This is a genomic window from Lentzea sp. NPDC059081 (assembly GCF_042738015.1).
Lineage (GTDB): Bacteria > Actinomycetota > Actinomycetes > Mycobacteriales > Pseudonocardiaceae > Lentzea.
Map to the genome: position 1 here is coordinate 333,075 of NZ_JBHYGW010000006.1, position 24,818 is coordinate 357,892.

A 24,818-nucleotide genomic window follows, 5' to 3' on the forward strand; every position below is an offset into this window, starting at 1 on the left:
ACTTTGAACAACGTTCAGAACCATATTGAACGTTGTTCGGTTTACCCCTACCGTGGTGGGAGCGGAGGTGAGCGCGTGAACCACCTAGACACCCTGGAAGCGGACAGCATCGACGTCTTTCGCGAGGCCGTGGCGGAGAGCGAGCGGCCGGTGCTGCTGTACTCGATCGGCAAGGACAGCTCGGTCCTGCTCCATGTGGCGCGCAAGGCGTTCTACCCGTCGAAGCCGCCGTTCCCGTTGCTGCACGTCGACACCACGTGGAAGTTCCGCGAGATGATCGCGTTCCGGGACGCCACCGCGCGGGAGCTCGGCCTGGAGCTGATCGTGCACCGGAACCCGGACTGCGTGGCGGCGGGCATCAACCCGTTCGACCACGGCTCCGCGCGGCACACCGACCTGTGGAAGACCCAGGGACTGCGCCAAGCCCTCGACGAGCACCGCTTCGACGTGGCGTTCGGCGGCGCCCGGCGGGACGAGGAAGCCTCACGCGCCAAGGAGAGGGTCTTCTCCTTCCGCACCGCGCAGCACCGGTGGGACCCCAAGAACCAGCGGCCGGAGCTGTGGCGGCTCTACAACACGCGGGTGGCGCCCGGCGAGAGCATCCGGGTGTTCCCGCTGTCGAACTGGACCGAGCTCGACGTCTGGCGCTACGTCGAACGCGAGCGGATTCCCGTGGTGCCGCTGTACTTCGCCGCGCCACGCCCGGTCGTCGACCGCGACGGCATGCTGATCATGGTCGACGACGACCGCATGCCGTTGTCCGAGGACCCGCGCACCGAGCTGGTCCGGTTCCGGACGCTCGGCTGCTACCCGCTGACCGGCGCGGTGCGCAGCGAGGCGCGGACCGTGGCGGAGATCGTCGAAGAGATGCGGACCGCGACCACGTCCGAACGCCAGGGCCGGCTGATCGACCACGACCAGAGCGGGTCCATGGAGCGCAAGAAGCGGGAGGGCTACTTCTGATGGAGCTCCTGCGGTTCATCACCTGCGGCAGCGTCGACGACGGCAAGAGCACGCTGATCGGCCGCCTGCTGTACGAGTCGAAACTGCTGTACGCGGACCACCTGGCGGCGTTGGAGGCCGACTCGCGGCGGGTCGGCACCCGCGGCGGCGAGCTGGACTTCGCGCTGCTGGTGGACGGGCTCGCCGCCGAACGCGAGCAGGGCATCACCATCGACGTCGCCTACCGGTTCTTCGCCACCGAGGCGCGGCGCTTCATCGTCGCGGACACACCGGGCCACGAGCAGTACACGCGCAACATGGCCACGGGCGCGTCCACCGCCGAGGCGGCGGTCATCCTGCTCGACGCGCGCAAGGGCGTGCTCGACCAGACTCGCAGGCACGCCCGGATCGTGTCGCTGATGGGCATCCGGCACGTGGTGCTGGCCGTGAACAAGCTCGACCTCGTCGGCTACTCGCGCGAGGTCTTCGACCGGGTCAGCAGGGCGTTCGCGGAGTTCGCCGCCGAACTGGACCTCGCCGAGATCACCAGCGTGCCGATGTCCGCGACCGAGGGCGTGAACGTGGTCGACCGCAGCGAGCTGACGCCGTGGTACGACGGACCCACGTTGTTGCAGTGGCTGGAGACGGTCGACACCGGCAGGAGGTCGGACGGCCCGTCGCGGTTCCTGGTGCAGTGGGTCAACCGGCCGGACTCGACGTTCCGCGGCTTCTCCGGACGGGTGCTGGGCGGCACGCTGCGCGCCGGCGACGAGGTCCGCGCGAACGGTCGCAGGTCAACTGTGGAGCGGATCGTCACGATGGACGGCGATCTCTCCACCGCACCAACGGGTTCGTCGGTCACCGTCGTGCTCGCCGACGACGTGGACGTGAGCCGCGGCGACGTGCTGGCCGCCGCGTCGGACCCGCCGGGTGTCGCCGACTCGTTCCAGGCGCACCTCGTGTGGCTCGACGAGACGGGCCTGCTGCCGGGCCGGCAGTACCTCGCCAAGATCGGCGCCCGCACGGTCGGGTTCACCGCCACCAAGGCGTTGCGGCTCAACGAGATCGGCGTCGACACCGTGCACTTCGACGCGCCGGTGCCGTTCGAGAGCTACCGGACGAACCGCGACCTGGGCTCGTTCGTCGTGCTGGACCGGCTCTCCAACGCCACGGTCGGCGCCGGAATGATCGACTTCGCGTTGCGCCCGGCGCACGTCCGCTGGCAGACCCTCACCGTCGACAAACGGGCGCGGGCCGCACGCAACGGGCACCGGCCGTGCGTGGTGTGGCTGACCGGGCTGTCGGGCGCGGGCAAGTCCACGATCGCCGACCTGGTCGAGAAGGCGCTGCACGCCGAGGGCAGGCACACGTTCCTGCTGGACGGCGACAACGTCCGGCACGGCCTCAACTCCGACCTCGGGTTCTCCGACGCCGACCGGGTCGAGAACATTCGGCGCATCGCCGAGGTGGCGGCGTTGATGGTCGACGCGGGGCTGATCGTGCTGGTCTCGTTCATCTCGCCGTTCCGCGCGGAACGGGCGCTCGCGCGCGACCTGGTCGCCGAGAACGAGTTCTGCGAGGTCTTCGTCGACACCCCACTGGAGGTCGCCGAACAGCGCGACCCGAAGGGTCTGTACCGCAAGGCCAGGCGCGGTGAGCTGCCGAACTTCACCGGCATCGACTCACCGTACGAACCACCGCTGGAGCCCGAGGTCAGGCTCGACACGACGGCACTGGACCCCGGGGCGGCCGCCGACGTCGTGGTGGCTCGGCTTCGCACGCTCGGCGTCTGTTGAACGTTGTCCAGAATCGTGTACGTTCACTAGAACACGTTCTAGATTCGGGAGGCATCCGTGCCGGACGAGGCGTGGTCGACGTTCTGCCGGGCGTTGGAGAAGGCCGGTGAGGTGGTGCTCTCCGGGCCGGACACCCCGCTGGACCGCGCGGAGGGCTACCGGTACCTCGCCCGGCTGACCCGCGAGATGCTGTACTCCTGCCTCGACAACGCCGATCCCGACTTCCCGCGCTTCCACGAGCTCGACCTCGTCAAGATCGGCGCGGACAACCCCGACAACGTCTACCTGTCGGCGAACATCCGCGGCGACCGCACGTACCGGATCACCGGGAAACGCGGCACGATCGCGTACTTCAGCATCGGTTCCAAGGCCAACCGGTACGCCAAGGACGGCACGATGGCGTCGACCGGCGAGCTGTCCGACGCCGATCTCGCGGTCGCGGCGGACGGCACGGTGGAGATCATCGCGAGCGCCGAGGAGCAACCGGGGAACTGGCTGCCGCTGGCGCCCGACTCGACCGGGCTGGTCGTGCGCCAGACGTACCTCGACCGCACCACCGAAGTGCCCGGCGAGTGGCACATCGAGCAGGTCGGCGGCCCGTCGACGCCCGCCGGCCTGACCCCCGAGTTCCTGGCCAAGGCGTTGCAACGGGCGTCGCTGTCCGTGCACGGCACCGCGGCCACGTTCGCGCACTGGACGCGCACGTTCATGGCGCGCCCCAACGAGCTGCCCGACTTCGGCCAGGAGATGTTCCAGCGCGCCGGCGGCGACCCGGAGATCTTCTACCTGCACGGTTACTGGGCGCTGGAACCCGGTGAGGCGTGGGTGGTCGAGACCGACGTGCCGGACTGCCCGTACTGGAACTTCCAGCTCGACAACTGGTGGATGGAGTCGCTCGACCACCGCCGCCGGGTCACCGTCAACAAGCACACCGCGACGCTGTCGTCCGACGGCCGGCTGACGATCGTCGTGGCGGCGGAGGATCCCGGCGTGGGCAACTGGATCGACACCTGCGGGCACTCGTCCGGCACGGCGTTGCTGCGCTGGCTCGGCGCTTCCGAACACCCGGTCCCGAAGTGCCGCGTGGTGCCCCTGGAGGAGGTCCGATGACGGTCACCACCAAACTGGACGTCGCCGAGCTGCTGGACAAGGCCCGTGCGAAGACCGGGCTCACCGACTTCGGCGACGACTGGTTCCGCGAACCGCTCGACGTGCTGGTGCGCGGCCTCAACACCGAGGCCGCGCTGTCCCCGTTGGGCTTCGAGCTGACCAAGCACCGGCTGACCGCGTTGCTCTCGGACCGGTTGCGGTTGCGGGAGTTGCAGCGCGTCGACCCGTCCGTGCTCGACGTCGACGTGCGGGTGGCCGCCGAGATCTGCGGCCTGCCGCGCACCGGGTCGACGCTGCTGCACCGCCTGCTGTCGGCGTCGCCCCAGGTCACGTCCACGCTGTCGTGGGAGGTCGCGTACCCGCTGCCGTTCCCCGGCGAGAGTCCCGAGGCCGAGAAGCGCAAACACCGGGCCCGGGAACGCATGCAGGTGTTCGCGCAGCTCTCCCCCGACTTCGGCGACCTGCACACGGTCGTGTGGGACGGGCCGGAGGAGGACGTGCTCCTGCTCGACCGGACGTTCGTGTCGATGAGCTTCGACTCGTTCTACTGGGTGCCGTCGTACGGCGACTGGCTGCGCTCGGCCGACCAACGGCCCGCGTACCGCGAGCTGCGCGAGTGGCTGCAGGTGTTGCAGTGGCAGAACCCCGGCCGCTCGCAGCCCTGGGTGCTCAAGTCGCCGCACCACCTGACGGCCGTGGACACCGTCCTGGACGAGTTCCCGACGTGCAAGATCGTGATGACGCACCGCTCACCGGTGAACGCCGTGCCGTCGTACGCGTCGATGGTGCGGGCGATGACCTCGCAGTACAGCGACAACGCCGATCCGGTCCTGATAGGACGGTACTGGTCGCGCCGGTTCGCGAAGACGTTGCAGGACTTCACCTCCGCACGGGCGGCGCGCCCGGACCGGTTCGTCGACGTGCGGTTCGCCGACACCGTGGGCAAACCCGTCGAGGTGGCCCGCCAGGTGCTCGACCAGCTGGGCCTGCCCGCCGGTCCCGCCGACGACGCGGCGTTCGAGGCCTACCTGGACCGGAACCGCACCGAACGGCACGGCTCGCACTCCTACACGCCCGAGGACTTCGGCCTCGCCGAGGACCAGCTGCGGCGTGACTTCGCCTTCTACTCGGAGGTCTACCTGTGATGCTCCAGGACGAGGTCGTGGTGATCACGGGCGTCGGTCCCGGCATGGGGTCGAAGCTCGCCGCGCGCGCGGCGGCCGAGGGCGCGAAGGTGGTCATGGCCGCCCGGTCCGCCGACGTGATGAAGCAGGTGGAGAAGGACGTGCTGGGCGCGGGCGGCGAGGCCGTCGGCGTGCAGTGCGACGTCCGCCGGGCCGAGGACGTCGCGAAGCTCGTCGAGACGGCGGTGGACCGGTTCGGCACGATCACCGGCCTGGTGAACTCGGCGTTCGGGCACCCCGGCTTCTTCGACCTGCTGGAGACGCCGGAGAAGGCGGTCCGGCGGTCGATGGACATCATCCTGTTCGGCGCGCTGAACGTGACCCGCGCGGTGGTGCCGCACATGAAGGCCGCCGGCCGCGGTTCGATCGTCAACATCGGCACGATGACCACCCGCAAGCCGATGCGCGGCGAGGCCGGCTACGCGGTGGCGAAGGCGGCGATGGCGACCGCGACCCAGTTCCTGGCGCTGGAACTCGGCGAGCACGGCATCCGCGCCAACCAGGCCGTGATGGGCTGGCTGGACGGACCCGGCGTCCGGTTCTACCTCAAGCTCACCGCCGACGCGCGCGGTCTGTCCGAACAGGACGTCTACGACGAGATCGCCGCCCGCAACCCGCTGGGCCGCATCCCGGCCGACGACGCGTGCGCGGGCGCTGTCCTGTTCCTGTTGTCCCGCTTCGCCTCCGAGGTCACGGGCGCGGTGCTGGACGTCAACGGCGGGGAGTACATGCCGGCATGAGCCACCTCGTGGAGTCCGTGACCGTGGAGATCGACGCGCCCGCCGAGTTCGTCTGGAGCGTCCTGCTCGACTACCCGAACTACCCGCGCTGGAACCCGTACACCCGGGCCGTCGACACGACGCTGGCCGTCGGCTCGCCGATCGACCTCACCCTGCCCAAGCCCGACGGCAGCGACGGGACGTGGGTCAGCCGCGAGTACATCCGGGTCGTCGAGCCGCCCCGGTTGCTGCGGTACGACACCGGTGACACGTTCCCCGGCCTGCTCGGCACCCGCGACCAGCTGATCACGCCGCTCGACTCCGGCCGGTGCAGCTACCGCACGTTCGAGACGTTCACCGGCAAGTACGCGGACGCGGTGTTCGCGGCGCAGGGCGCTTACGTCAAGAACGGCTTCGACTCGGTCGCGCACGCGTTGAAGGGACGGGTGGCGGAGCTCATCTCGTCACGGTGAGCAGCTCCTCCACCAGTGCCTCGTCCGGCTCGCCGCCGAGGTGCGCGATGGCGAGCAGCATCGCGAACACCTGGCTCCACGCGAACAACCGGTCGCCGTCGAGCCCGCACGCCGCCGCGACCTCCTCGCACCGGTCCTCGATCCCAGGTCCGGCCACGACGAGGTCCGCGGCGTCGAAGCACGGATCACCCACGCACGCCTTGGGATCGATGGCCACCAGCCCGCGCGCACCGCCGTCGAGCACGTTGCCGAGGTGCAGATCGCCGTGCAGCAGCACGGTCCTGCCCTGCGAGTCCAGCAACTTCTCACACCGTTCGACGGTCCGAGCCCAGTCCGCCGGGGACACCCGCGCCCCGATCGCCGGCTCGTCCAGCCGCCGCCCGATCCGGCCGAGGAACTCCTCGCACCGCCCGCGCAGCACCCCGACCGGCCGCTCCGGCACCGCGTGCAACGCCGCGAGCAGCCCCGCCCACCTCTCCGGCAGCCCGGCGAGCGGCAGGTCCTCCGCGAGGGTGCCCGGCAGCACCTCCTCGAGCACGAGCGCGTCGCCGTCCGCCGCGAACACCGCCGGCACCCGTCCCGACGCCGCGAACAACCCCAGCGCCCCGGCCTGTGCACCGAGCAACTTCTCGCCGGGGCTGAGCTTCAGCACCGCGGGCGTGCCGTCCACCCACCGGCACCGGAACACCACCGACACAGCACCGGGTTCGAGCTCCTCAAGCAGCTCGAACCCCCACCGCCGCTCCAGCTCCGCCACTCGCGCCGGCACGCCCTCGCACCACCGCGCGACCCCCGGCCCGAATCGCAGAGCCAGGCGCGCGGTCATGTCCCCAAGATCTTCCACCGACACCACGTTACCCAGGCCCGTTGGACCATTCGTGGGTATTGGGCGCTCCCTCCGACACACATGCCGACCGGCGCGCGACTGACAGGTGAGTGCTCACCTGACCGTGCGGAGGCGCCCGGTGAACAGTGATGCCTGAGTGGATCACCAGCCGGTTCATGGCACCGGTGTACGCGTTGCTGATCTCGTTCGGCGCCGCGCTGGTGCTCGGCGCGCTCATGACCTCCGACGACGCGCCGGCGGAGGTGACCGTCCGCCTCGTCGCCAAGCAGGCGAACGAGAAGGGCAGGTTCGACGACGTCTCCCCGGCGGAGCTGGCGGGCAGCGCGGTGCGCGTCCGCAGGGACGGCGCGGACGCGGAGCTGGCGGTCGGCGCGCAGGGAGCGGTCACCCTCGCCAGGGCCATCGGCCCGGTGACGCTGTGCGTGACGCTGCCCGCGGGCTGGACGGGACACGGGACGGGCACGCCCTGCTGGTCGATCCCCGCCAAGAGCCGCGAGGTCTCGATCCAGGTCGTCAAGGGGGGCTGACCGTGTCGGAACGGGTGATGGCGCAGGTGGTCCTGGGGGCGACGGTGGTGCTGGGCGTGACCGGCGCCGCACTCGGAATCTCGTTCTTCGACGGACTCGGCACGATCCGGACGCTGGTCGTCGTCGCGTTCTGCGGCCTGCTCGGCATCGCGCTCGCGCTCGTCGGGGTGCACGGCGCGGACGCACCCGAGCCGCAGGCGTTCCCGGCCCCGGCACCCGCACCCCGGCCCCTGCCTGCGCTGCCCGCACCCCCGCCCGCCCCCGTTTCCGCGCCTGCTCCCGCGCCGAGGAACGACTGGTGGAACCAGACCAGCCGGCCCGTCGCACCGCCGCCAGTCCAGACCGCGCGGAAAGCGGTGCCGCTCCACGACTTCGACGCCCACCGGGCCCAGATCGCGCAGTGCCCGCGGTGCGCGGGGTTCGAGCTCGACCTGCGGCGCGACGACGAGGTCTGCGCGTTCACCTGCCGCAACCCCCACTGCCGCACCGAATGGGAGTGGCGCCAGGGCACCCCGTGGCCGCCGACCGTGGTGCGGCACAACCTGACCAGAGCCACCCCTGCCGAGGAGGAGCACAGATGACCATCGGCACGTACCGGCAATGGGTGTCGCGAGCGACACCGGGATGCGTCGTCATCCTCCTCGACCGGTCGGACTCCATGAAGCTGCACTGGGGCGCCACGGGCGGGTCGCTCGCGGCGGGCGCGGCGCTCGCGGTCAACAACATCCTGCTCGACATGTGCGTCAAGGCGACCATCGAGGTCAACGCCCCGGTCCGGCACTACTTCGACGTCGGCGTGTTCAGCTACGGCGCACGGATCACCGGTCCCGGTGGCGAGGGCGTGGAGAGCGCGTTCGGCGGTGCGCTGACCGGGCGCGGCCTGGTGCCGTTGCCCGAGCTCGCGGCCAACCCGTTCGCGGTGCGCGACGAGCCGTCGATCGACGCGATGCCCGTCCCCGTGCGGATGCCGGTCTGGGTGGACCCGGTGCACGGCTACCGCACGCCGATGTGCCAGGCAGTGGAGGCGGCGGGGGCGCACGTGTTCGACTGGGTCGGCGCGCACCCGGACTCGTTCCCTCCCATCATCATCAACATCACCGACGGCATGGTCACCGACAGCCCGCACCAGGGCGCGACGCTGCAGGACTGGGTGAAGCGGCTGACGTCGATCGAGACCAGCGACGGGCCCGCGTTGTTCTTCAACGTGTTCCTCTCGCCGACCGACGCGCGGGAGGTCGTGTTCCCCTCCGACCCGAGCGGCCTGCCGCAGCCGGGGCCCGAGCTGTTCGCGCTGAGCAGCGAACTGCCGCCGCCGATGGCCGAGAACGCCCGCGCCGACGGGTACGACGTGCGGCAGGGCGCGCGGGGGCTCGCGCTCAACGTCGGCCGCTCGACGCTGCTGCGGGTGCTGCAGATCGGCACCAGGGTGCCGGACCGGGCGCGGTGACGTCGTGCACGCCTGGCAGGTGGTCTTCTCCGCTCCCAAGCAGGGCAACGACCCGTGGGAGTGGGAGGACGGTGCCGCCGCGGCACCGGAGGACCCGGCGACCGGGCGCGGCCCGCGGTTCGCGGTGGCGGACGGCGCCACCGAGGGGTTCGGCTCGACGCGGTGGGCGATGCGGCTCGCCGAGGGGTTCGTGGCGCCGGACGTCGAGCTGACCGAGTCGTCACTGCTCGGCTGGGCCGCCCGCGCGCAGGACGAGTGGCGCCACGACCCCTTGCTGGCACGGGCTTCCGGCGTCGAACTGTTCAAACTGGACAGTGTCGGCTCGTTCGCCACGTTCCTCGGCTGCGAGCTCACCGACCTGACGGGCAGGCACCCGCGCTGGCGGGCGGTCTCGGTGGGCGACACCGTGCTGTTCCACGTCCGCGGCAACCGCCTGCTGGGCCACTTCCCGCCGATGAGCTCGGACGACTTCGGCGTCAACCCCGCCGGCGTCTCCACCGCGCCGTCCGCGCTGCCGGGCGTGCTGGAGCGGATGACGTACGCGGAGGGCGCCGTGGAGCCGGGCGACCTGCTCTACCTGGCGACGGACGCGCTCGCCCACTGGATGCTCCGGCAGGACGAGGACGAGCTGTGGGGCCTGCTCGCCGGGCTCGACCACCCCGACCGCTTCCGCGCGCTCGCCGACGACCGGCGGGAGACGAAGGAGATGACCAACGACGACGTCACGCTGATGCGGGTCAGCGTCGCGGCGTCGTGGCCGGACCAGCTGGTGGTGTGCGTCTGATGCGCTATCCGGGGTTCGACGACTACATGAAGGCGGTGCAGCGGCCGGACGCGTTCACCACCGACGGGCTGCGCGCCCTCGACCTGGTCGTGCACCCCGTGTTCCAGATCCCGTCCCCCGCCTCGGGTGCGAGCGCGGTGGTGTTCAAGGCGATGGCCGGCGACGAGGCCCGCGCGTTGCGGTTCTTCACCCGTGCCGACGCGAGCAACAGCGGACGCTACGACGCGTTGCGCGGGCACTTCACGTCCCGAAAGCTGACCGACGCCGTCGCGCTGCCGCGGTGGATCGACGACGGCATCCGCGTCGGCGGCGCCACCTGGCCCGTGGTCGAGATGCCGTGGGTCGAGGGCCACACGCTGAACCGGCACGTCGACGAACTGGTGACGCACCAGGACACCGCGGCGCTCGCGGAGCTGGCGCGGTCGTGGCGCGGCCTGGTGCACCGCCTGCAGCAGGCGGACTTCGCGCACGGAGACCTCCAGCACGGCAACGTGCTCGTGGACACCCGCGGCGCGTTGCGGCTGGTCGACTTCGACTGCGCGTGGATCGAGGACTTCGCCGGCGGCGCACCGCCCGCCGAGACCGGCCACCACAACTACCAGCCGCCGGGACGGCCCTGGGGCCGCTGGATGGACACGTTTCCGGGGCTCGTCATCTACCTGTCGCTGTCGGCTCTCTCGCTGCGCCCGACGTGGTCGACGCTCAACACCGACGACAACCTCCTGTTCACCCAGCAGGACTTCCAGTCGTTCGACACCCCGGCGTGGCGGCACCTCGCGAGCCTGGGCGACCCGCGGATCGACCGGCTGGCCGCGCGGCTGCAGGAGTGCTGCCGGCCGGGGTGGAGGGCCGGCGGGGCGCTCGACGACCTGCTCGAACCCTCCGCGCTGCCGTGGTGGCAACGCACCTCGACCGTCGTCGCGGGCAGCGCCGGGCACGCCGTCCCGCCGCCGCGACCGGAGATTCCGCCCCAGCCCGTTGTCCCTCCCCCGCCACCACCGCGCAGGCCCGTGGCGAACTGGTGGGAGGCAACGGCTCCTGCCCCGGTGCCGCCCAAGCCGAAGAAGAAGCCCGCCGTCTGGCTCGTCCTCGTGGCGGCCGTGGTGACGTGGTTCCTGGCCGGGGTGACGTCGGCGGGCCTGCTCGACGCGGCGGACGCGGACGAGGACCTCGCCACGGTGTTCGCGAGTGTCGCGTTCGCGCTCGTGCTGGCCGGCGGGTTCGCCCTGCGCGGCAGAAAGCCCTAGAAGACGCCGGAGAAGGCGGCGAACAGGAGAACGCCGGCGAGACCGATCCCGGCGATCACGACCGCCGCACGGGACCTCGGTTCCTTGCGCGTCAACGAGACGAGGGCGAGCGACAGTCCCAACGCTACGGTGACCAGCAGCAGAACGACACCGACGCGTTCGACGACGCGGTCCTCCCGGGCCACGGCGAAGAACAGGAACGGCAGACCGGTCGCGCCGAGCACCGCGCTCACGAACGCCAAGGCGCGCTTGGCCTTCGGCGCGGGCTCGGGTGCCGCCGGCTTCTGCTGCTCGGTCGCCTGCCACCACCCGCCGGTCGGCGCGGCGGGCGACGTCGCCGGCTGTCTCGGCGGGGTCACGGCGCCGTTCTGGACGAGCGTGCGCAGCCAGACCGGAGCCTCGTCGCCCTTCGGCTGTTCCTCCGGCGTGGCACCGGGTTCCTGTTCCGGCTCGGTCTTCGCGGGCTCGGGTTCGCGCGTGCCGGGCCACTGGTGCGCGGGCCGGGGCGGCTGCGGCGGCTCCGGCTTCCTCTCGCGCTTCGGCGGCGCCGAGGGAGGAACGGCGGGAGGCGGTGACGGCCGTTCGGTCTCCTGCTCCGGCGGGGGCTTGGTCCTGCCCTGCCGCCAGTGGTCGGTCGGCGGCAGCCGGGTCGCGCCGTCCTCGGTCTCCGCCACGACCCGTTCCGCGGCCTCCAGCAGGGAGTCGACCTCCTCCGCGTTGCCGACCGTGAGCTCCTTGCGGCGGCGCAGCTCCTTGAGCAGCTTGACGATGTCGGCCCGCGCGACGTCGTCGTCCTCGTTGCGGAGCTTGCTGCGGAACTGGGCGATGAGCAGTTCCTGGTCGTCGGCGGGGATCGGCTTGGGCCCGAGCCGTTCGGCCATCCGGTAGAGGTACTCGAACGGCACGGCGGGCGGGTCCGGCAACGGGTCGGGCAGCACGATCCGGCGGCTCGCCAGGTCGGCCAGCGCGGCCACCAGCGCCAGCACGGCCTCCGGCGTGCGCTCGCGGTAGTCGATCGCCTGCGTCTCCATGATCGGGATGCGCAGGTTGTGCACGGGCCCGACCTGCACCGGCAGCACCGGGAGGCCCAGCTTCTTCGCGTAGTCGAGCTCCTCCTGGCACGGCTTGGACCGCCACGACGCGTCGGACAGCGCGAAGACGAACACCTTGGCCTGCTGGATGGTCCCGATGATCTCGCGCCACCACTGCTCGCCACCGTGGATCTCGTGGTCCAGCCACACCTGCCAGTGCAGCCGCTCGAGGTCGTCCTTGAGCGCCTGCACTCTCCGGTCGTCGTTCCTGGTGTAGCTGACGAAAATGATGGCCGCTCACCCCTCGGTTCCCCACCTGCCTGTGAAATCGCCCGAGCGGAGGTATGTGTTGCGCGCAACACCCGAACGGCCCAACGAACGCCGGTGAGTAGTTGTACCGATGCCGTGGGCGGCCGGTGGCGGCACTCTCGAGGTGTGACCGAAATCGACCGTGGCAAGCTCGCCTCGCTGGCCGGCTTCGCCACCCCCGCAGTCCTGCTGGTCCTCACCGCCGCCGCTCTCGTGGACGGCACCTTCGGCTGGCGAGGGGGCGCCTACCTCCTCGCGTTCTTCTGGATCGCGCTCGGCTCGGCCGTCGCCGGTGGCCTGGTCAGGGTCGCGGCGCCGGACTCGTGGCGCTCCGCCGGCTCCGGAATGGTGCTCGCGGGCACCACCGGTGTCGTGCTCTTCGTCGTGCTGGTCGGCGCTTTCCTGTGGGCGCTCTCGACCTTCACGCCGTAGCCGGCGCCTGCGACAGACCGCGCAGCACCAGACCCAGCGCGCGGGCCAGCTGTTCGCGGTGCCCGTCGAGCACACCCGACGTGACGCCGCCGACCGTGGCCTGCGCGACGTCGTCCGTCGCCACCCGCAGCACCGCGCTCATGGCGGCGGCCTGCACCCGCACGTCGATCGCGTCCGCCGGCTGGCCCAGCCGGCGGGCGAGCACGTCGACCAGCGTCTTCTCCGCGCGTTCGTGCAGCATCAGGTAGACGGCGCGCAGGCCCGGTTCGTCGTGGGTCAGGCGCACGACCCCGAGCATCGAGTCGACGGTGCCCGCGGGCGACGGGTCGGCGACGGGCGTGTAGGCGGAGCGCAGGTAGTCGATCAGCTCGAGCTCGGCCGGCCAGCCGCGCAGGACGGCGCAGAAGGCGTCGACGCCCTGGGCGAGCAGCGGTTCGACGCAGCTCTCCTTGTGCGGGAAGAAGCGCCAGAACGTGCGCTCGGAGACGCCGGCGGCCTGGGCGATCTGCTCCCCGGACGTGCCGGCCACGCCCTGCTCGGCGAACAGCCGGACGGCGTGGCGCGAGATGTCGAAGCGCTGGCGCTCACGTTGCTCGTCGCTGACCGGTGGCCGGCCCCGGCGCGGCTTTCCTGTCGCAACGTCCTTCATCGGGCGATTTAAGCACGTCGAAGCACTCGGAAGATTTATTGGCAGCATCTGCCAGAAAGCGCTACGGTCGGTGCATGAGCATTGACGCAGAGCGCCTGAAGCTGCCGCTGCCCAGGCCGAACGTCCTCGAACTCGCTCCGCTGTACGAGGTGCTGCGGCGCGAGGCACCGATCGCGCCCGTCACCACGCCGGCCGGCGACCCCGCCTGGCTCGTCACCCGGTACGACGAGGTCCGCCAGCTGCTGGGCGACAAGCGCTTCGGCCGGTCGCACCCGGAACCGGAGAAGGCCTCCCGCATCTCGACCGCCGCCGTCCAGGACGGCCCGAGCGGCGAGTACGAGACCGAGGAGGTCGACCACGCCCGCATGCGCCGGCTGCTGACCCCCGCGTTCTCCGCCAAGCGGATGCGGATGCTGGGCGAGAACATGGAGCAGCTGGTCGACGGCTACCTCGACGCGCTGGTCGCCGAGCACGAGCGGACCGGTGTCGTCGACCTGCACCGCGGGCTCGCGTTCCCGTTGCCCGTGGCCATGATCTGCCGGCTGCTCGGTGTGCCGGAGGAGGACAACGAGCTGTTCGCGTCGCTGTCCGAGCGCATGGCGGGCACCGAGATCGGCGAGGAGGCCCACCAGGCGCGAGAGGAGTTCTTCCGTTACATGGTCGGGCTCGTCGAGGCCAAGCGCGGCCAGCTCGGTGAGGACGTGATCTCCGACCTCGTCCGCGCGCAGAGCGAGGACGAGGCCTACGACTACGTGCAGATGGTCCGGCTGTGCGTCGGCCTGCTGTTCGCGGGCCACGAGACCACCGTGAACCGCATCGGCCTCGGCGTGCTGTTCCTGCTCACCGAGCGGTCCCGCTGGGACGCCCTGGTCGCCGACCCGGACGGCCGCGTCGACGCGGTGGTCGAGGAGGTCATGCGCCTCGGCGCGCCCGGCGACCTCGGCCTGCTGCGGTACGCCAAGGAGGACGTCGACATCGCGGGCGTCACGATCCAGGCCGGTGACGCGCTGGTCCTGTCGATCAACGCGGCCAACCGCGACGCCGACGTCTACAGCGAGGCGGAGTCGTTCAACCCCGACCGTCCGGAGAGGACGCACCTCGGCTTCGGCCACGGCGCGCACTTCTGCATCGGCGCCTCCCTGGCCCGCACGGAGCTGCGCGTGGTGTTCGCGTCGCTGGCGAAGCGCCTGCCGGACATGAGGCTCGCCAAGGGCCTCGACGAGCTCGCGATCCGCCCCACCCTCACCGGTGGCGTGTCCGAGCTGCCCGTCACCTGGAGGTCGGCGTGAAGGTCGTGGTGGACCAGGGCAGGTGCGTCGGGGCCGGGCAGTGCGTGCTGGCGGCGGACGACGTGTTCGACCAGCGCGACGACGACGGCCTGGTGGACCTGCTCGACGCGAGCCCTCCGGAGTCGCGGCTCGCTGACGTGAAGCACGCGGCGGCGGTCTGCCCGGCGTCGGCGATCGCGGTCGAGGAGTAGGAGTCCTTGTGCGGCACCGGGTCTCCCGCCCGGTGCCGCGCTCATCACTGCTTCATCAGCGGCTCGGTCAGCTTGCCGCCGTCCGCCTTGCCCACGAAGCAGTAGATCAACCGGTTCGAGCTGCGGTACCCGTTCTCCGTCCTGGCCTTCCACGCCTCCGCGGTCGGGACGACCACCCAGTACCGCAGGGTCTTCTCCTTGTCCTGCACCGGCACCTTGTCCGACAGGAACGTGCGCGTGCAGTCGGTGCCGCCCACCTTCGTGAGCTCCTCCACGCCGGGGTACGCCACGTCCTTCTCGATCTCGGCGTTGGCGAGGACGGTGTCGAGCAGCTCGACGTCGTGCTCGGCGTAGCAGCCGACCCTCATCTTGGTGTCGAGCTTCGGCGCGCCCTTGTCCGGCGTCCAGGTCAGGCAGGAGTTGCGGAACGCCGACAGCGAGTCGTACGGGAGGTCGCCTTCCGGGCCGAGGGTCAGCACGGGCTGCATGGCGGGCGTGCTGGCGGGGCCGTCGGTGAGGCCGATGGTGGTGAACAACGGCTTGAACACGGTGACGTAGAGCAGGACCAGCGCGCCGACGAGGAACAGCGGCACCAGGGTCGCGGACAGGATCAGGCCGACCGGGCGCTTGCGGCGGGGCGGGACGGGGACGGGCGGCGCGCTCATCCCGGTGGCCAGCGGGCCGGACGTGATGGGACCTGATGTGACGGGACCTGATGTGACGGGCGCGGACGTGAACGGGCCCGAGCTGACCGGACCGGACGTGATCGGGCCCGACGTGATCGGGCCCGGGGGCTGCCGCAGCCAGCCGTGGGCGACCCCCGCGCTCACCGGTCCGCTGCCCGCCGGCCTGCCGTCCGGCGGCGTCCTGACCACCGTCGGCGCGTCGAAGGGCCGCGTCAGGTCCCCGCCGGCCAGCGCCCGTTCGATCAGCCGGTGCGCCGCCGCCACTCCCAGCCGCCGCGCCGGGTCCGGGTCCATCAACCCGGTGATCAGCTCGCCGAGCGGGCCGGACACGCGCGGCACCGGCCGTTCGTTCATCACCGCCAGGATCGTCGCCGACGTCGTGGGCCGGTCGAACGCACCGCGTCCCTCCGCGGCGAAGAACAGCGTCGCGCCCAACGCCCACAGGTCCCAGGCGGGCGAGGCATCCCCGCCCGCGAGGCGTTCCGGCGACATGTAGGCGGGCGAGCCGATCAGCGTGCCGGTGGCGGTCAGGCGCGGGTCGTCGAGCGACTGCGCGATGCCGAAGTCGGTGAGCTTCGCGGTGCCCTTCACCGGCACCATCACGTTGCCCGGCTTGACGTCCCGGTGCACGACCCCGGACGAGTGCGCCGCCTCCAGCGCCGCCAGCAGCTGCCCGGCCAGCACCGCCGCCGCGCGCACCGCCAGTGGTCCTGAGCTCTCGACGAGGTCCTCCAGCGTGGGAGCGCTGATCAGCTCCATCACGATGAACGTCTGGTCGTCCTCGGAGATGAGGTCGTACACGGTGACGACGGCGGGGTCCCGCAGCTGGCTCGCGATCCGCGCCTCGCGCAGCACGCGTTCCTGGTACACGGCCCGTTCCGCGGCCGGAACACCGTGGGGCAGCAGCAACTCCTTGACCGCCACCTCGCGGCCGAGCACGGTGTCCTGCCCGAGCCACACGGCCCCCATGCCGCCCCGCCCCAGCTCGCGGACCAGCCGGTAGCGTCTGTTGCCCACCTCGCGCATGCGCGGAAGTCTCGCAGTCGATCGACACGCGACCGTCACCCGGTCCGGTGACGTACACCGGCAGCGTCACGTGACGGGCGCGAGGACCGGGACGGCCCGCCTAGCGTCGCGCCGCGTGAGACGACTGACGAAGCTGTTGGCCACAACGCTGTTCCTGACCGGCCTCGCGCCACTCGCGCCGGCCTCCGCGAGCACCCCGGCGTGCGCGCCCGTCCCGATCACCGCACCCGCGGGGTCCGGGGTCGAGAGCACGAGCGCCGTCGAGAAGACCGACCACTGCGAGATCACCGTGACGCTCACGCACGCGGACGACCACGTGAAGGTCGTGGTCGCGCTCCCCCGGACGGGCTGGACGGGCCGGCTCCAGGGCGTGGGCGGCAGTGCGTACGCCGCGGGTGACACGGGCGCCCCGCTGCTGCAGGCGGTCCAGGACGGGTACGCCGCCGTGACGACCGACGCCGGTGTGCTCGACGGCCTGAACACGAGCTGGGCGCTGAAGAACGGCAAGATCGACCAGACCCTGCTGACCAACTTCGCCACGCGGTCGGTGCACGAGGCGGCCGTGGTCGCCAAGCAGGTCGTGCGCGCGCACTACGGGCGTTCGGTCACCTACTCCTACTGGAACGGCTGCTCGACGGGCGGCCGTCAGGGCTACTCCGAGGCGCAGAACTTCCCCGGCGACTTCGACGGCATCCTCGCCAACGCGCCTGCCGTCGACTGGACCCGGTTCGCCGTCGCGACCCTGTGGCCGCAGGTCGTGCAGAGCCAGGACCGGCACGTCGTCGGCAACTGCGTGCTGGACGCGTTCCGCAAAGCCGCCATCGAGGCGTGCGACGCGAAGGACGGCGTCACCAACGGCATCGTCGACCGGCCAGACCGGTGCAGCTACGACCCGCGTCAGCTCATCGGCGCGAAAATCCTGTGCGAGGGCAACGAGGTCACGGTGACGCGCGAGGACGCCGACGTCATGCGCAAGATCTGGGACGGCCCCACCGACGAACGCGGGAAGCAGCTCTGGCCCGGCCTGCCGAAGGGCGCCGACCCGGTCTGGCTCGCGGGCACGCTCCCCGGCGCGACCGGCCCCGGCTTCCCCGTCGCCGCGCTGTGGGTGCGGAGCTTCCTGCTGAAGCAGCCCGGTTTCGACACCTCGACGCTCACCTACGACCGGTTCCGCGCCCTGTTCCGGCAGTCGGTCCGCGAGTTTGGCGACGTCATCGGCACGGCCGACCCCGACCTGTCGGGGTTCCGCCGCTCGGGAGGCAAGCTGATCACGTTCGTCGGCACGAACGACCAGCTGATCCCGCCCGGCGGCACGCTGGCCTACCGCGACCGGGTCGAGCGGACGACGGCCCGCGTCGACGACTTCTACCGGCTCTTCACCGCGCCCGGCGTCGACCACTGCTTCGGCGGCCCCGGCGCCCAGCCCACGAACGCGCTGGGACAGCTGGTCGACTGGGTCGAACGCGGCAAGGCACCGGCCACGCTGACCGCGGCCACGGCCGACTCGACCCGCGACCTCTGCCTCTACCCGCAGATCTCCCGGTACGTGCACGGCGACCCGCGCAAGGCCGCCAGCTACCGGTGCGCGCGCTGAGGTCCGCTACCCGGCCAGCTCGCCTTCCTCGGCCACGACGAGCGAGTCGATCGCGTCGAAGAAGGCCTTGATGCCGGGCAGGTTCGGCCCCTTCCGGCTGGACTCCGCGTAGTCGGCCGACGAGCGCCACTCGACGACGTCGAGCCACTCGTCGTCCGGCAGCCGCACGAGCCGCGCGCCGAGGAAGCCCTCCCGGTCGGCCTCGAAGTCGGCGATCATGCCCGGCCGTGCGGCCAGGAGGGCCTCCACCTTCCCTGGCGCCACGCGGAAGCGGGTGAGTTCCACCGAAGTAGTCATGACTTGATGATAGTCATGATTGGTGACTAAATCCAGCCGTCAGGACACGCCCGACAGCGCCTTCGGGTAGAGCCAGCTGCCGGGCGTGTCCTCGGCGGGGTTCGTGTAGTAGTCCCGCACGGCCGCCACGTACTCGTCCACGCTGATCGCCCCGTCGCCGTCGGTGTCGAGGTGCGCGAACGCCGTCCCGCAGTCCGCCTCGCTGAGCCCGCGCGCCTTCAGCAGCACCCGGAACTCGTCCGCGTCGACCCGCCCGTCGCCGTTGGTGTCCGCGATGTCCAGCAGGGACCGCACGACCTCGAGCAGGTCGACGTTGATCGGCCCGCCCTCGACGAACGCCTCGATCATCGCCGCGCGGTACTCCTGCGGCCCGATCCGCCCGTCGCGGTCGGTGTCGCAGTGCTCGGCGAGCAGCTCCCAGAACCGGTCGTACGCCTCGACGAGCTCCCGCCCGCGTTCCGACGACGCCGGCTCCCCGAACGCCCGCAGCAACCGGTTCGCGAGCGCGTAGACGTCCGCGAGCTCGATGACGCCGTCGCGGTTGACGTCGTAGTGGGCGAAGGTCGAGTCGATCCTGTGCTGCAACACCTGCTTCATGACCTCGCACTGTCGCGACCCGGCGGGACCGCCGCAACGCACGTCCCACTCCTGGGTGGTGTTGTTCAGCCGTCTTCGCGATGCCGTTATTGTTATACCGGCATCCCTGATGGAGGAACACGGTGATCGAGCTCAAGTCGCCCGCGGAGATCGCGAGCATGCACGTGACCGGCCAGTTCATCGCGGAGGTGCTCGACGAGCTCTCCGCCAAGGCCGCGGTCGGCGTGAACCTGCTCGACCTGGAGCACCACGCCCGCCACCTGCTGGCCGAACGAGGCGCCGAGTCGTGCTACTGGGACTACTCCCCGTCGTTCGGCAGGGGCCCGTTCCGCAACGTCATCTGCCTCTCCGTCAACGACGCCGTCCTGCACGGCCTGCCGAAGAGCCACGTCCTGCAGGACGGCGACCTGCTGAGCATGGACATCGCCGTGAGCATCGACGGCTGGGTGGCCGACTCGGCGGTGTCGATCATCGTCGGCACCCCGCGCGAGGAGGACCAGCGGCTGATCCGCTGCACCGAGGTGGCCCTGGAAGCCGCCATCGAGGCAGCCCAGCCGGGCAACAGGCTGGGCGACATCTCGGCGTCGATCGGCGAGGTCGCCGCCGACTTCGGCTACCGCTGCAACCTGGAGTTCGGCGGCCACGGCCTGGGCCGCACCATGCACGAGGCACCGCACGTCCCGAACAACGGCCGCCGCAAGCACGGCATGAGGCTCAAGCCGGGCCTCACCATCGCCATCGAGCCGTGGCTGGCCGCGACCACCGACAAGATCACGTTCGACGAGGACGGCTGGACCCTGCGGTCGGCCGACGGCTCGCGCACCGCGCACTCGGAGCACACGGTGGCGATCACGGAGGACGGGCCGCTGGTGCTGACGCGGCGCCGCTCGGAGACCGCCGCTCGCTAGTACCAGTCGCCGGACCCCTGCCGGCGACGACGTGGACGCCCGTACCGCTGACGCCGCGTTCCGGCAGGCCTGCTGACGCGTTCGTCCCGGAAACCTGTTAACAGCAGCGGTCATCGGCTGGTGGCGGATTGCCCACGACACGGGTATCCATGCGGGTGGGCTGATCGCGGAGAGAGCAACGGAGGACCGACGACAACGGGAGTCTGGATGACCACAGGGGGCAGGAAGCAGCTCGGCATCGACCTGGACGAGCTGCGTCTGCTGGTCGGCATGTCCTACCGCGAACTGGCGCGCCGCACCGGGTGTGCGCGCAGCACGTTGCACGACGCGTTGACGGGGCGGCGGTTTCCGCGGCTCGACACGGTTCTGGCCATCGCCACCGCCTGTGGTGGCGACACCGCTCGCTGGCGGTTGCGGTGGGTTGCGGCGTGCCGGCGGTCAGGTGCCGCGCAGCGTGCCGACGACGTCTCGGCAGTCGACGAGGCCCAGCTGACGGGAGTCCTGTGAGCGCGGGTTGTCGCCTGCCACGGCCACGAAGCCGGCGGGGACGCGGGTTACGCCGGGCAGGGCCGGTGCCAGCCAGTCCGGCACCGGGTCGCCCGCTACGGCCGCCACCCTCTTGACGCGGTGAGGCAGCTCGGGGTCCGGTACCCGGAACACGATCACCTCGCTGCGCCGCGGACGGCGGAAGAGCTTGCGCGCCAGCAGTTCCTGGCCGTCGCGCAGGGTCGGGGCCATGCTGTTGCCCCGCACGGTGACCCTGATCCACATCAGCTCACCCTCGCATCCTGGTAGCCGTCCGCCTGCAGCCGGAACAGGCGGGCGTACTCGCCGCCGGCGTCCATCAGCTCGTCGTGGTCACCCTGTTCGGCGATCCGCCCGCCGGCCAGGGTGACGATGAGGTCCGCGCCGCGCAGGGCGGCCATCCGGTGGGAGATCAGGAGCCTGGTCCTGCCCACGGCGTGGCGTCGCACCGTCTCGTGCACCCGGTGCTCGCCCTCCGCGTCGAGGCCGGACGTCGGTTCGTCGAGGATCATCAGCTCGGCTTCGGTGCGCATCAGGCACCGCGCCAGCGCCACCCGTTGCCACTGCCCGCCGGACAACGTGACGCCCGGCCCGTCCTCGTCGGCGTGGGTACGGGACAGCACCGTGTCGTACCCGTGCGGCAGGGCCTCGACGGTGTCGGCGATGCGGGCGGTCCGCGCCGCCTCGACGATCCGCACCCGGTCCTCCAGAGCGGACACCTGGCCGATGCCGATGTTCTCCGCCGCGGTCAGGTCGTAGGCCATGAACTCCTGGAACACGACGCCGATCCGTTGTCTCAGCGCCAAAATGTCCAGGTCACGCAGGTCGACGCCGTCCCACGTGATCGATCCCCGCTGCGGGTCGTAGAACCGGCACAGCAGCTTCACCAACGTGCTCTTGCCCGCGCCGTTGACCCCGACCAGTCCCACGGCCTTGCCCGCGGGGATCGTGAGGTCCACCCCGCGCAACACCCACGGCCCGTCGTCCTCGTACCGGAACCACACATCGCGCAGCTCGATCACGCCCGGTCGAGGCGCTTGCGCACCGCCGGCGAGGTCGTCCGGCGTGGCGAGGACGTCGAGGTAGTGCCCGAACAGCCGCACCGCCCGACCTGCCTCGCCCAGCTGCAGCACCACGCCCGACAACCCGGTCTGCACGCCGGCCACCGCACCGAGGAACAGCACGAGATCACCGACCGACGACTGACCGCGCACGACGTTCAGCGCGACGACCACCGTGCCGGCGCCGGCCACCACGGCCGACAGCAACGCCAGGGCGGCCTGCACACCCGTACCCCTGCGCTGCGCGGAGAGCCGGGCGTCGGACACGGTCCGGAGCGACCCGATCATCCTGGCGTGCAACAACTCCCCGAGCCCGAACAGCCGGATCTCCTTGGCCGCCCGCACGTCCGTGAGCAACGCCCGGTAGAACAGCCTCCGCCGATCGGTCGCCACCCACGCTTCCTCGGTCGCCGCCTCACGCCGTGCGGTCGCCAGCCGGGCGACCACCGCGGTCACCACGGACGCGAGCAGCAGCACCGTCATCGGCGGCCACACCACCAGCAACGCGCCGGTGAAGCTCGCCAGCAAGACGGCCGACCTGACCACTTCCTGCGCGAACTGGGACAGCGTGCCGGGCGCCTCCTGGGCCGCCTGCTCGGCGAGCCGCAGCCGGTCGTGGAACGCCGGGTCCTCGATCCGGCTGAGCCCCGGCAAGGTCGCGACCCGCCGGAACAACGCGCTCTCCACGGTGAGCGCGACCCGCTGCCGCACCACCTCCCCGAGGTAGCCGCAGAGGTAGAGCACCGCGATCGCGACGCCACCCACGAGCGCCGAGGCGACCGCCAGGAACGCCGCCCTGCCACCGTTCGCGGCCTGCGACGTCAGTTCGTCGACCAACGACATCGTCAGCCAGGCACCCAGCGCGGGCGCGGCACCGGCGAGCACCGTGAGCGCCAGTGTCCCGCCGGCGACCACCGGCGCGGTCCTGAACGGCAACGCCAGCGCGGCAGTGGCGGTGCGGATCATGCCACCGGCGCCGGAGCTCCGGCGAAGTCGTCGAGCCTGATCCCGGACGCCGTGACGACACCGCCGTGCGTGTGGACGAGCGTCGGGTACGCCATGACCTCGAACGCCGACAGCACCGGGTCGTCCGTGCCGACCACCACGACCCGGCCGAAGCCGCCGACCTTCTCCACCAGGCGTTGCGTGGCCTCGGGATCGCTCGGGTCTCCGTCCACGATGGACACGAAGCGCGCGGCGGGTGGGCTGTCGAGCAGCGCGTCCGTCAACGTCCGGCACGGCCCGCAGCCGACCGAGAAGAAGCCGACCTGCACCGGCCCGTCGAGGTCGGCGCGGGTGAACGTGCGACCGTCGGTGTCGACCACCGCGAAGGGCTTGACCACCAGGCCGGGCCGGGGCAGGTTCGTCACGGGCTTCTCCCGTTCCTGCAGCTCCCGCACCCTCGCCACCAGCCCGAACGTGAACAGCACGTGCAGCGCCACCACCACGGCGAGCAGCACGACGGCGATCGTGAGCAGGGTCAACGGTTCCTCCCATGATCCAGGCGCCGGTACGAAGGCCCCCAGCGCGGCGACACCGGTCAACGCCCCGTTCCGCACGAGGTGCCGGGGCCCCAGCACGCCTCCCCCTGCGCCGAAACACCTACACCGAACGGGCTTCCGGCCGCGCATCGCCAGCAAGATCCCGCCGCAGAACGCCAGCAGCAACGCGACGACCACCGCGTACCCGAGCAACGTCCCGGGAACGAGAAGCAGCACGACAGCCACCGCCTCCCCCACGAGGACCGAGACGGCCACGAGGTCGGCGGGCAGCCGCGGCACAATGGCCGCGACCGAGTCCCGGAACTCCGCGAACCCCTGCCGGGTGCGGACCTTGCCGGCGAACGCCGCGACGAACACGACGACGAGCAGCACACGAGCGAACAGATCGAGCACGTCGGCCTCCCGCGACGGATGCGGGGTGCCGGCGAGACGCGCTCGCCGGCACCCCCTTGCGTCACTTGCAGGTGCTGCTCACCGACGAGCAGATCCCGTTGCAGTTGAAGCGGTAGCCCTTCTTGCAACACTGCCCGTGCTCCGGCACGCAGGCACCGGCGTCGATCTTCGGCAGCACGAGTCCGACGAGCCGCTCACCGGCCAGCTTCGCGAGACGCTTCACGGTCCGCTCCTCCCAGTCGACCAACATCAACGCCCGCCACGCTCACCCGGCGCCGGCCGGGAGCGGAAGAGGGGTCGGACGGTGTCGGACGGGGTCGGACTGCGGATCACCCGTGCGGCCGACCGGCCGCGACCCCTTTCAGCGCACGGAGTTCGGCTGCGAGGACGCCCAGCTCGCCAGCAGCCGCAGGTTCTGCTCCGACGACGAGCCGGGCTCGACCGTGTTCAGCAGGATCGACACGTCCGGGTCGTCCTCGGTCACCAGGGACTCGTAGCCGACCGCGATCTCGCCGACGACCGGGTGGACCAGCACCTTCGAGCCGTGGCCGTGGCTGTACACGTCGTTGTCGGCCCACCAGCGCCGGAAGTCCGCGTCCCGCACCGACAGCTCACCGACGAGCGCGGCCAGCTCCGGGTCGTGCGGATGCCGCCCGGCGTACACCCGCAGGGCCGCCACGCCGTTGCGCGCGTTCGTGGCCCAGTCGGCGTACAGCTCCCGCGCCGCCGGGTCGAGGAAGGCGTAGCGGATCATGTTGCGCTCGTGCGGAGGTGCCGCGTCGAAGTCCTTGTACAGCGCACGCGCCAGCCGGTTCGCGGCCAGCACGTCGGTGCGCCGCCCGATCACCATCGCCGGCACGTCCGGCATCGCGTCCAGCGCGACCCGCAACCCCTGCCGCACGCGCTGTGGTGGCAACGGACGGGCCCGGCGCGTCGGTCTGGCCACTGTGTACAGATGAGCGCGCTCGGTCTCGTCCAGCCGCAACGCCCTCGCCAGCGCGTCCAAAACGGACTCCGACACGTTGACGCTCCGGCCGCGCTCCAGACGCACGTAGTAGTCCACGCTCACCCCGGCGAGCTGCGCGACCTCCTCGCGGCGCAGGCCGGGCACCCGGCGCGTCCCCGGAAACGAGGGCAGTCCCGCCTCCTCCGGCGTGACCTTGGCGCGACGGGACCGCAGGAACTCGCGGAGCTCGGTGTTCACCTGCCCAGGCTAGGACGGGCCGGCCGCACGTGCGGGGTACTGGCAGGA

Annotated in this window: 28 protein-coding genes; 17 read left to right on the forward strand and 11 right to left on the reverse strand. The window is 71.4% G+C overall.

Going from position 1 to position 24,818, the window contains the following annotated elements; all coding sequences use genetic code 11:
- The first annotated feature begins 24 nt into the window (after positions 1-24).
- The 6 genes from cysD to ACFWV3_RS17025 are packed head-to-tail and all read left to right on the forward strand — an operon-like array spanning position 25 to position 6,224.
- Positions 25-963, forward strand: a complete 939-nt coding sequence (cysD, locus tag ACFWV3_RS17000; protein ID WP_382412345.1) for a sulfate adenylyltransferase subunit CysD — start codon at positions 25-27, stop codon at positions 961-963.
- Positions 963-2,738 carry an adenylyl-sulfate kinase gene (gene cysC, locus ACFWV3_RS17005; RefSeq protein ID WP_382412196.1) on the forward strand — a complete coding sequence of 592 codons (1,776 nt, stop codon included), beginning with the start codon at positions 963-965 and terminating at the stop codon, positions 2,736-2,738. Before cysD ends, cysC begins: the two co-directional genes overlap by 1 nt.
- 57 nt (positions 2,739-2,795) lie before the next feature.
- Complete coding sequence (locus ACFWV3_RS17010; protein ID WP_382412197.1) at positions 2,796-3,848, forward strand: DUF1214 domain-containing protein; 1,053 nt, start codon at positions 2,796-2,798, stop codon at positions 3,846-3,848.
- Positions 3,845-4,993 (forward strand): sulfotransferase family protein, encoded by a 1,149-nt coding sequence (locus ACFWV3_RS17015; RefSeq protein WP_382412198.1) that lies wholly within the window; start codon positions 3,845-3,847, stop codon positions 4,991-4,993. Before ACFWV3_RS17010 ends, ACFWV3_RS17015 begins: the two co-directional genes overlap by 4 nt.
- Positions 4,993-5,772 carry an SDR family oxidoreductase gene (locus tag ACFWV3_RS17020; protein WP_382412199.1) on the forward strand — a complete coding sequence of 260 codons (780 nt, stop codon included), beginning with the start codon at positions 4,993-4,995 and terminating at the stop codon, positions 5,770-5,772. The genes ACFWV3_RS17015 and ACFWV3_RS17020 overlap by 1 nt, the downstream gene beginning before the upstream one ends.
- Positions 5,769-6,224 (forward strand): SRPBCC domain-containing protein, encoded by a 456-nt coding sequence (locus ACFWV3_RS17025; RefSeq protein WP_382412200.1) that lies wholly within the window; start codon positions 5,769-5,771, stop codon positions 6,222-6,224. The genes ACFWV3_RS17020 and ACFWV3_RS17025 overlap by 4 nt, the downstream gene beginning before the upstream one ends.
- On the opposite strand, the gene ACFWV3_RS17030 is transcribed toward ACFWV3_RS17025, so the two are convergent.
- Entirely contained in the window at positions 6,208-7,050 is an 843-nt protein-coding gene (locus ACFWV3_RS17030) for an aminoglycoside phosphotransferase family protein (RefSeq protein WP_382412202.1), read from the reverse strand. The genes ACFWV3_RS17025 and ACFWV3_RS17030 overlap by 17 nt on opposite strands.
- Before the next feature lie 149 nt (positions 7,051-7,199).
- Here ACFWV3_RS17030 and ACFWV3_RS17035 point away from each other — a divergent pair, with 149 nt between their 5' ends.
- From ACFWV3_RS17035 to ACFWV3_RS17055, 5 genes are read left to right on the forward strand one after another with little or no spacing between them, the layout of a single operon-like run.
- Positions 7,200-7,598, forward strand: a complete 399-nt coding sequence (locus ACFWV3_RS17035; RefSeq protein ID WP_382412203.1) for a hypothetical protein — start codon at positions 7,200-7,202, stop codon at positions 7,596-7,598.
- A 2-nt stretch (positions 7,599-7,600) separates the two neighbouring features.
- A complete protein-coding gene (locus ACFWV3_RS17040) occupies positions 7,601-8,179 on the forward strand; it encodes a hypothetical protein (RefSeq protein WP_382412204.1) in 579 nt (192 codons plus the stop codon).
- Positions 8,176-9,045, forward strand: a complete 870-nt coding sequence (locus ACFWV3_RS17045) for a hypothetical protein (RefSeq protein ID WP_382412205.1) — start codon at positions 8,176-8,178, stop codon at positions 9,043-9,045. Before ACFWV3_RS17040 ends, ACFWV3_RS17045 begins: the two co-directional genes overlap by 4 nt.
- A gap of 4 nt (positions 9,046-9,049) precedes the next feature.
- Positions 9,050-9,829 carry a hypothetical protein gene (locus ACFWV3_RS17050; RefSeq protein ID WP_382412206.1) on the forward strand — a complete coding sequence of 260 codons (780 nt, stop codon included), beginning with the start codon at positions 9,050-9,052 and terminating at the stop codon, positions 9,827-9,829.
- Positions 9,829-11,076, forward strand: a complete 1,248-nt coding sequence (locus ACFWV3_RS17055) for a hypothetical protein (RefSeq protein WP_382412207.1) — start codon at positions 9,829-9,831, stop codon at positions 11,074-11,076. The genes ACFWV3_RS17050 and ACFWV3_RS17055 overlap by 1 nt, the downstream gene beginning before the upstream one ends.
- Here the strand turns inward: ACFWV3_RS17055 and ACFWV3_RS17060 are convergent.
- Positions 11,073-12,398, reverse strand: coding sequence for a toll/interleukin-1 receptor domain-containing protein (locus tag ACFWV3_RS17060; RefSeq protein ID WP_382412346.1), 1,326 nt, complete (start codon positions 12,396-12,398; stop codon positions 11,073-11,075). The genes ACFWV3_RS17055 and ACFWV3_RS17060 overlap by 4 nt on opposite strands.
- Positions 12,399-12,542: 144 nt before the next feature.
- Here ACFWV3_RS17060 and ACFWV3_RS17065 point away from each other — a divergent pair, with 144 nt between their 5' ends.
- On the forward strand, positions 12,543-12,848 hold the full coding sequence (locus ACFWV3_RS17065) for a hypothetical protein (RefSeq protein WP_382412208.1): 306 nt from the start codon (positions 12,543-12,545) through the stop codon (positions 12,846-12,848).
- Here ACFWV3_RS17065 and ACFWV3_RS17070 read toward each other — a convergent pair.
- A complete protein-coding gene (locus tag ACFWV3_RS17070) occupies positions 12,838-13,497 on the reverse strand; it encodes a TetR/AcrR family transcriptional regulator (RefSeq protein WP_382412209.1) in 660 nt (219 codons plus the stop codon). The two genes, ACFWV3_RS17065 and ACFWV3_RS17070, sit on opposite strands and share 11 nt — an antisense overlap.
- Positions 13,498-13,571: 74 nt before the next feature.
- Here ACFWV3_RS17070 and ACFWV3_RS17075 point away from each other — a divergent pair, with 74 nt between their 5' ends.
- Entirely contained in the window at positions 13,572-14,786 is a 1,215-nt protein-coding gene (locus tag ACFWV3_RS17075; protein ID WP_382412210.1) for a cytochrome P450, read from the forward strand.
- On the forward strand, positions 14,783-14,977 hold the full coding sequence (locus ACFWV3_RS17080) for a ferredoxin (protein ID WP_382412211.1): 195 nt from the start codon (positions 14,783-14,785) through the stop codon (positions 14,975-14,977). The genes ACFWV3_RS17075 and ACFWV3_RS17080 overlap by 4 nt, the downstream gene beginning before the upstream one ends.
- A gap of 44 nt (positions 14,978-15,021) precedes the next feature.
- Here ACFWV3_RS17080 and ACFWV3_RS17085 read toward each other — a convergent pair whose 3' ends face one another.
- Positions 15,022-16,689: a protein kinase gene (locus ACFWV3_RS17085; protein WP_382412213.1), complete on the reverse strand. Its 1,668-nt coding sequence runs from the start codon at positions 16,687-16,689 to the stop codon at positions 15,022-15,024.
- 115 nt (positions 16,690-16,804) lie between these two features.
- Between ACFWV3_RS17085 and ACFWV3_RS17090 the strand changes: the two genes are divergently transcribed.
- Complete coding sequence (locus tag ACFWV3_RS17090) at positions 16,805-18,283, forward strand: tannase/feruloyl esterase family alpha/beta hydrolase (protein ID WP_382412215.1); 1,479 nt, start codon at positions 16,805-16,807, stop codon at positions 18,281-18,283.
- 6 nt (positions 18,284-18,289) lie between these two features.
- On the opposite strand, the gene ACFWV3_RS17095 is transcribed toward ACFWV3_RS17090, so the two are convergent.
- Positions 18,290-18,580, reverse strand: coding sequence for an antibiotic biosynthesis monooxygenase family protein (locus ACFWV3_RS17095; RefSeq protein ID WP_382412216.1), 291 nt, complete (start codon positions 18,578-18,580; stop codon positions 18,290-18,292).
- A gap of 39 nt (positions 18,581-18,619) precedes the next feature.
- Positions 18,620-19,177: an EF-hand domain-containing protein gene (locus ACFWV3_RS17100; protein WP_382412218.1), complete on the reverse strand. Its 558-nt coding sequence runs from the start codon at positions 19,175-19,177 to the stop codon at positions 18,620-18,622.
- A 122-nt stretch (positions 19,178-19,299) separates the two neighbouring features.
- On the opposite strand from ACFWV3_RS17100, the gene map reads away from it, so the two are divergent.
- Complete coding sequence (gene map, locus ACFWV3_RS17105) at positions 19,300-20,085, forward strand: type I methionyl aminopeptidase (RefSeq protein WP_382412220.1); 786 nt, start codon at positions 19,300-19,302, stop codon at positions 20,083-20,085.
- Positions 20,086-20,292: 207 nt separating this feature from the next.
- Positions 20,293-20,592 (forward strand): helix-turn-helix domain-containing protein, encoded by a 300-nt coding sequence (locus ACFWV3_RS17110; RefSeq protein ID WP_382412221.1) that lies wholly within the window; start codon positions 20,293-20,295, stop codon positions 20,590-20,592.
- Here ACFWV3_RS17110 and ACFWV3_RS17115 read toward each other — a convergent pair.
- The 5 genes from ACFWV3_RS17115 to ACFWV3_RS17135 all read right to left on the reverse strand — a co-directional run bounded on the left by ACFWV3_RS17115 (position 20,524) and on the right by ACFWV3_RS17135 (position 24,770).
- A complete protein-coding gene (locus tag ACFWV3_RS17115) occupies positions 20,524-20,856 on the reverse strand; it encodes a S26 family signal peptidase (RefSeq protein WP_382412222.1) in 333 nt (110 codons plus the stop codon). The genes ACFWV3_RS17110 and ACFWV3_RS17115 overlap by 69 nt on opposite strands.
- The gene (locus ACFWV3_RS17120; RefSeq protein ID WP_382412223.1) at positions 20,856-22,637 is read right to left on the reverse strand and encodes an ABC transporter ATP-binding protein; all 1,782 of its coding nucleotides are present in this window, start codon (positions 22,635-22,637) and stop codon (positions 20,856-20,858) included. The genes ACFWV3_RS17115 and ACFWV3_RS17120 overlap by 1 nt, the downstream gene beginning before the upstream one ends.
- Positions 22,634-23,566, reverse strand: a complete 933-nt coding sequence (locus ACFWV3_RS17125; RefSeq protein WP_382412224.1) for a TlpA family protein disulfide reductase — start codon at positions 23,564-23,566, stop codon at positions 22,634-22,636. The genes ACFWV3_RS17120 and ACFWV3_RS17125 overlap by 4 nt, the downstream gene beginning before the upstream one ends.
- A gap of 61 nt (positions 23,567-23,627) precedes the next feature.
- Positions 23,628-23,789, reverse strand: coding sequence for a hypothetical protein (locus tag ACFWV3_RS17130; protein ID WP_382412225.1), 162 nt, complete (start codon positions 23,787-23,789; stop codon positions 23,628-23,630).
- Between the two features lie 138 nt (positions 23,790-23,927).
- Entirely contained in the window at positions 23,928-24,770 is an 843-nt protein-coding gene (locus ACFWV3_RS17135; protein ID WP_382412226.1) for a helix-turn-helix transcriptional regulator, read from the reverse strand.
- Between the last annotated feature and the right edge of the window lie 48 nt (positions 24,771-24,818).

Coding starts and splice junctions, on each gene's coding strand:
- cysC (WP_382412196.1), top strand. CDS start 963: ATGGAGCTCCTGCGGTTCATCACCTGCGGCAGCGTCGACGACGGCAAG.
- ACFWV3_RS17015 (WP_382412198.1), top strand. CDS start 3,845: ATGACGGTCACCACCAAACTGGACGTCGCCGAGCTGCTGGACAAGGCC.
- ACFWV3_RS17020 (WP_382412199.1), top strand. CDS start 4,993: ATGCTCCAGGACGAGGTCGTGGTGATCACGGGCGTCGGTCCCGGCATG.
- ACFWV3_RS17025 (WP_382412200.1), top strand. CDS start 5,769: ATGAGCCACCTCGTGGAGTCCGTGACCGTGGAGATCGACGCGCCCGCC.
- ACFWV3_RS17030 (WP_382412202.1), bottom strand. CDS start 7,050: ATGACCGCGCGCCTGGCTCTGCGATTCGGGCCGGGGGTCGCGCGGTGG.
- ACFWV3_RS17035 (WP_382412203.1), top strand. CDS start 7,200: ATGCCTGAGTGGATCACCAGCCGGTTCATGGCACCGGTGTACGCGTTG.
- ACFWV3_RS17045 (WP_382412205.1), top strand. CDS start 8,176: ATGACCATCGGCACGTACCGGCAATGGGTGTCGCGAGCGACACCGGGA.
- ACFWV3_RS17055 (WP_382412207.1), top strand. CDS start 9,829: ATGCGCTATCCGGGGTTCGACGACTACATGAAGGCGGTGCAGCGGCCG.
- ACFWV3_RS17070 (WP_382412209.1), bottom strand. CDS start 13,497: ATGAAGGACGTTGCGACAGGAAAGCCGCGCCGGGGCCGGCCACCGGTC.
- ACFWV3_RS17075 (WP_382412210.1), top strand. CDS start 13,572: ATGAGCATTGACGCAGAGCGCCTGAAGCTGCCGCTGCCCAGGCCGAAC.
- ACFWV3_RS17085 (WP_382412213.1), bottom strand. CDS start 16,689: ATGCGCGAGGTGGGCAACAGACGCTACCGGCTGGTCCGCGAGCTGGGG.
- ACFWV3_RS17095 (WP_382412216.1), bottom strand. CDS start 18,580: ATGACTACTTCGGTGGAACTCACCCGCTTCCGCGTGGCGCCAGGGAAG.
- ACFWV3_RS17100 (WP_382412218.1), bottom strand. CDS start 19,177: ATGAAGCAGGTGTTGCAGCACAGGATCGACTCGACCTTCGCCCACTAC.
- ACFWV3_RS17110 (WP_382412221.1), top strand. CDS start 20,293: ATGACCACAGGGGGCAGGAAGCAGCTCGGCATCGACCTGGACGAGCTG.
- ACFWV3_RS17115 (WP_382412222.1), bottom strand. CDS start 20,856: ATGTGGATCAGGGTCACCGTGCGGGGCAACAGCATGGCCCCGACCCTG.
- ACFWV3_RS17120 (WP_382412223.1), bottom strand. CDS start 22,637: ATGATCCGCACCGCCACTGCCGCGCTGGCGTTGCCGTTCAGGACCGCG.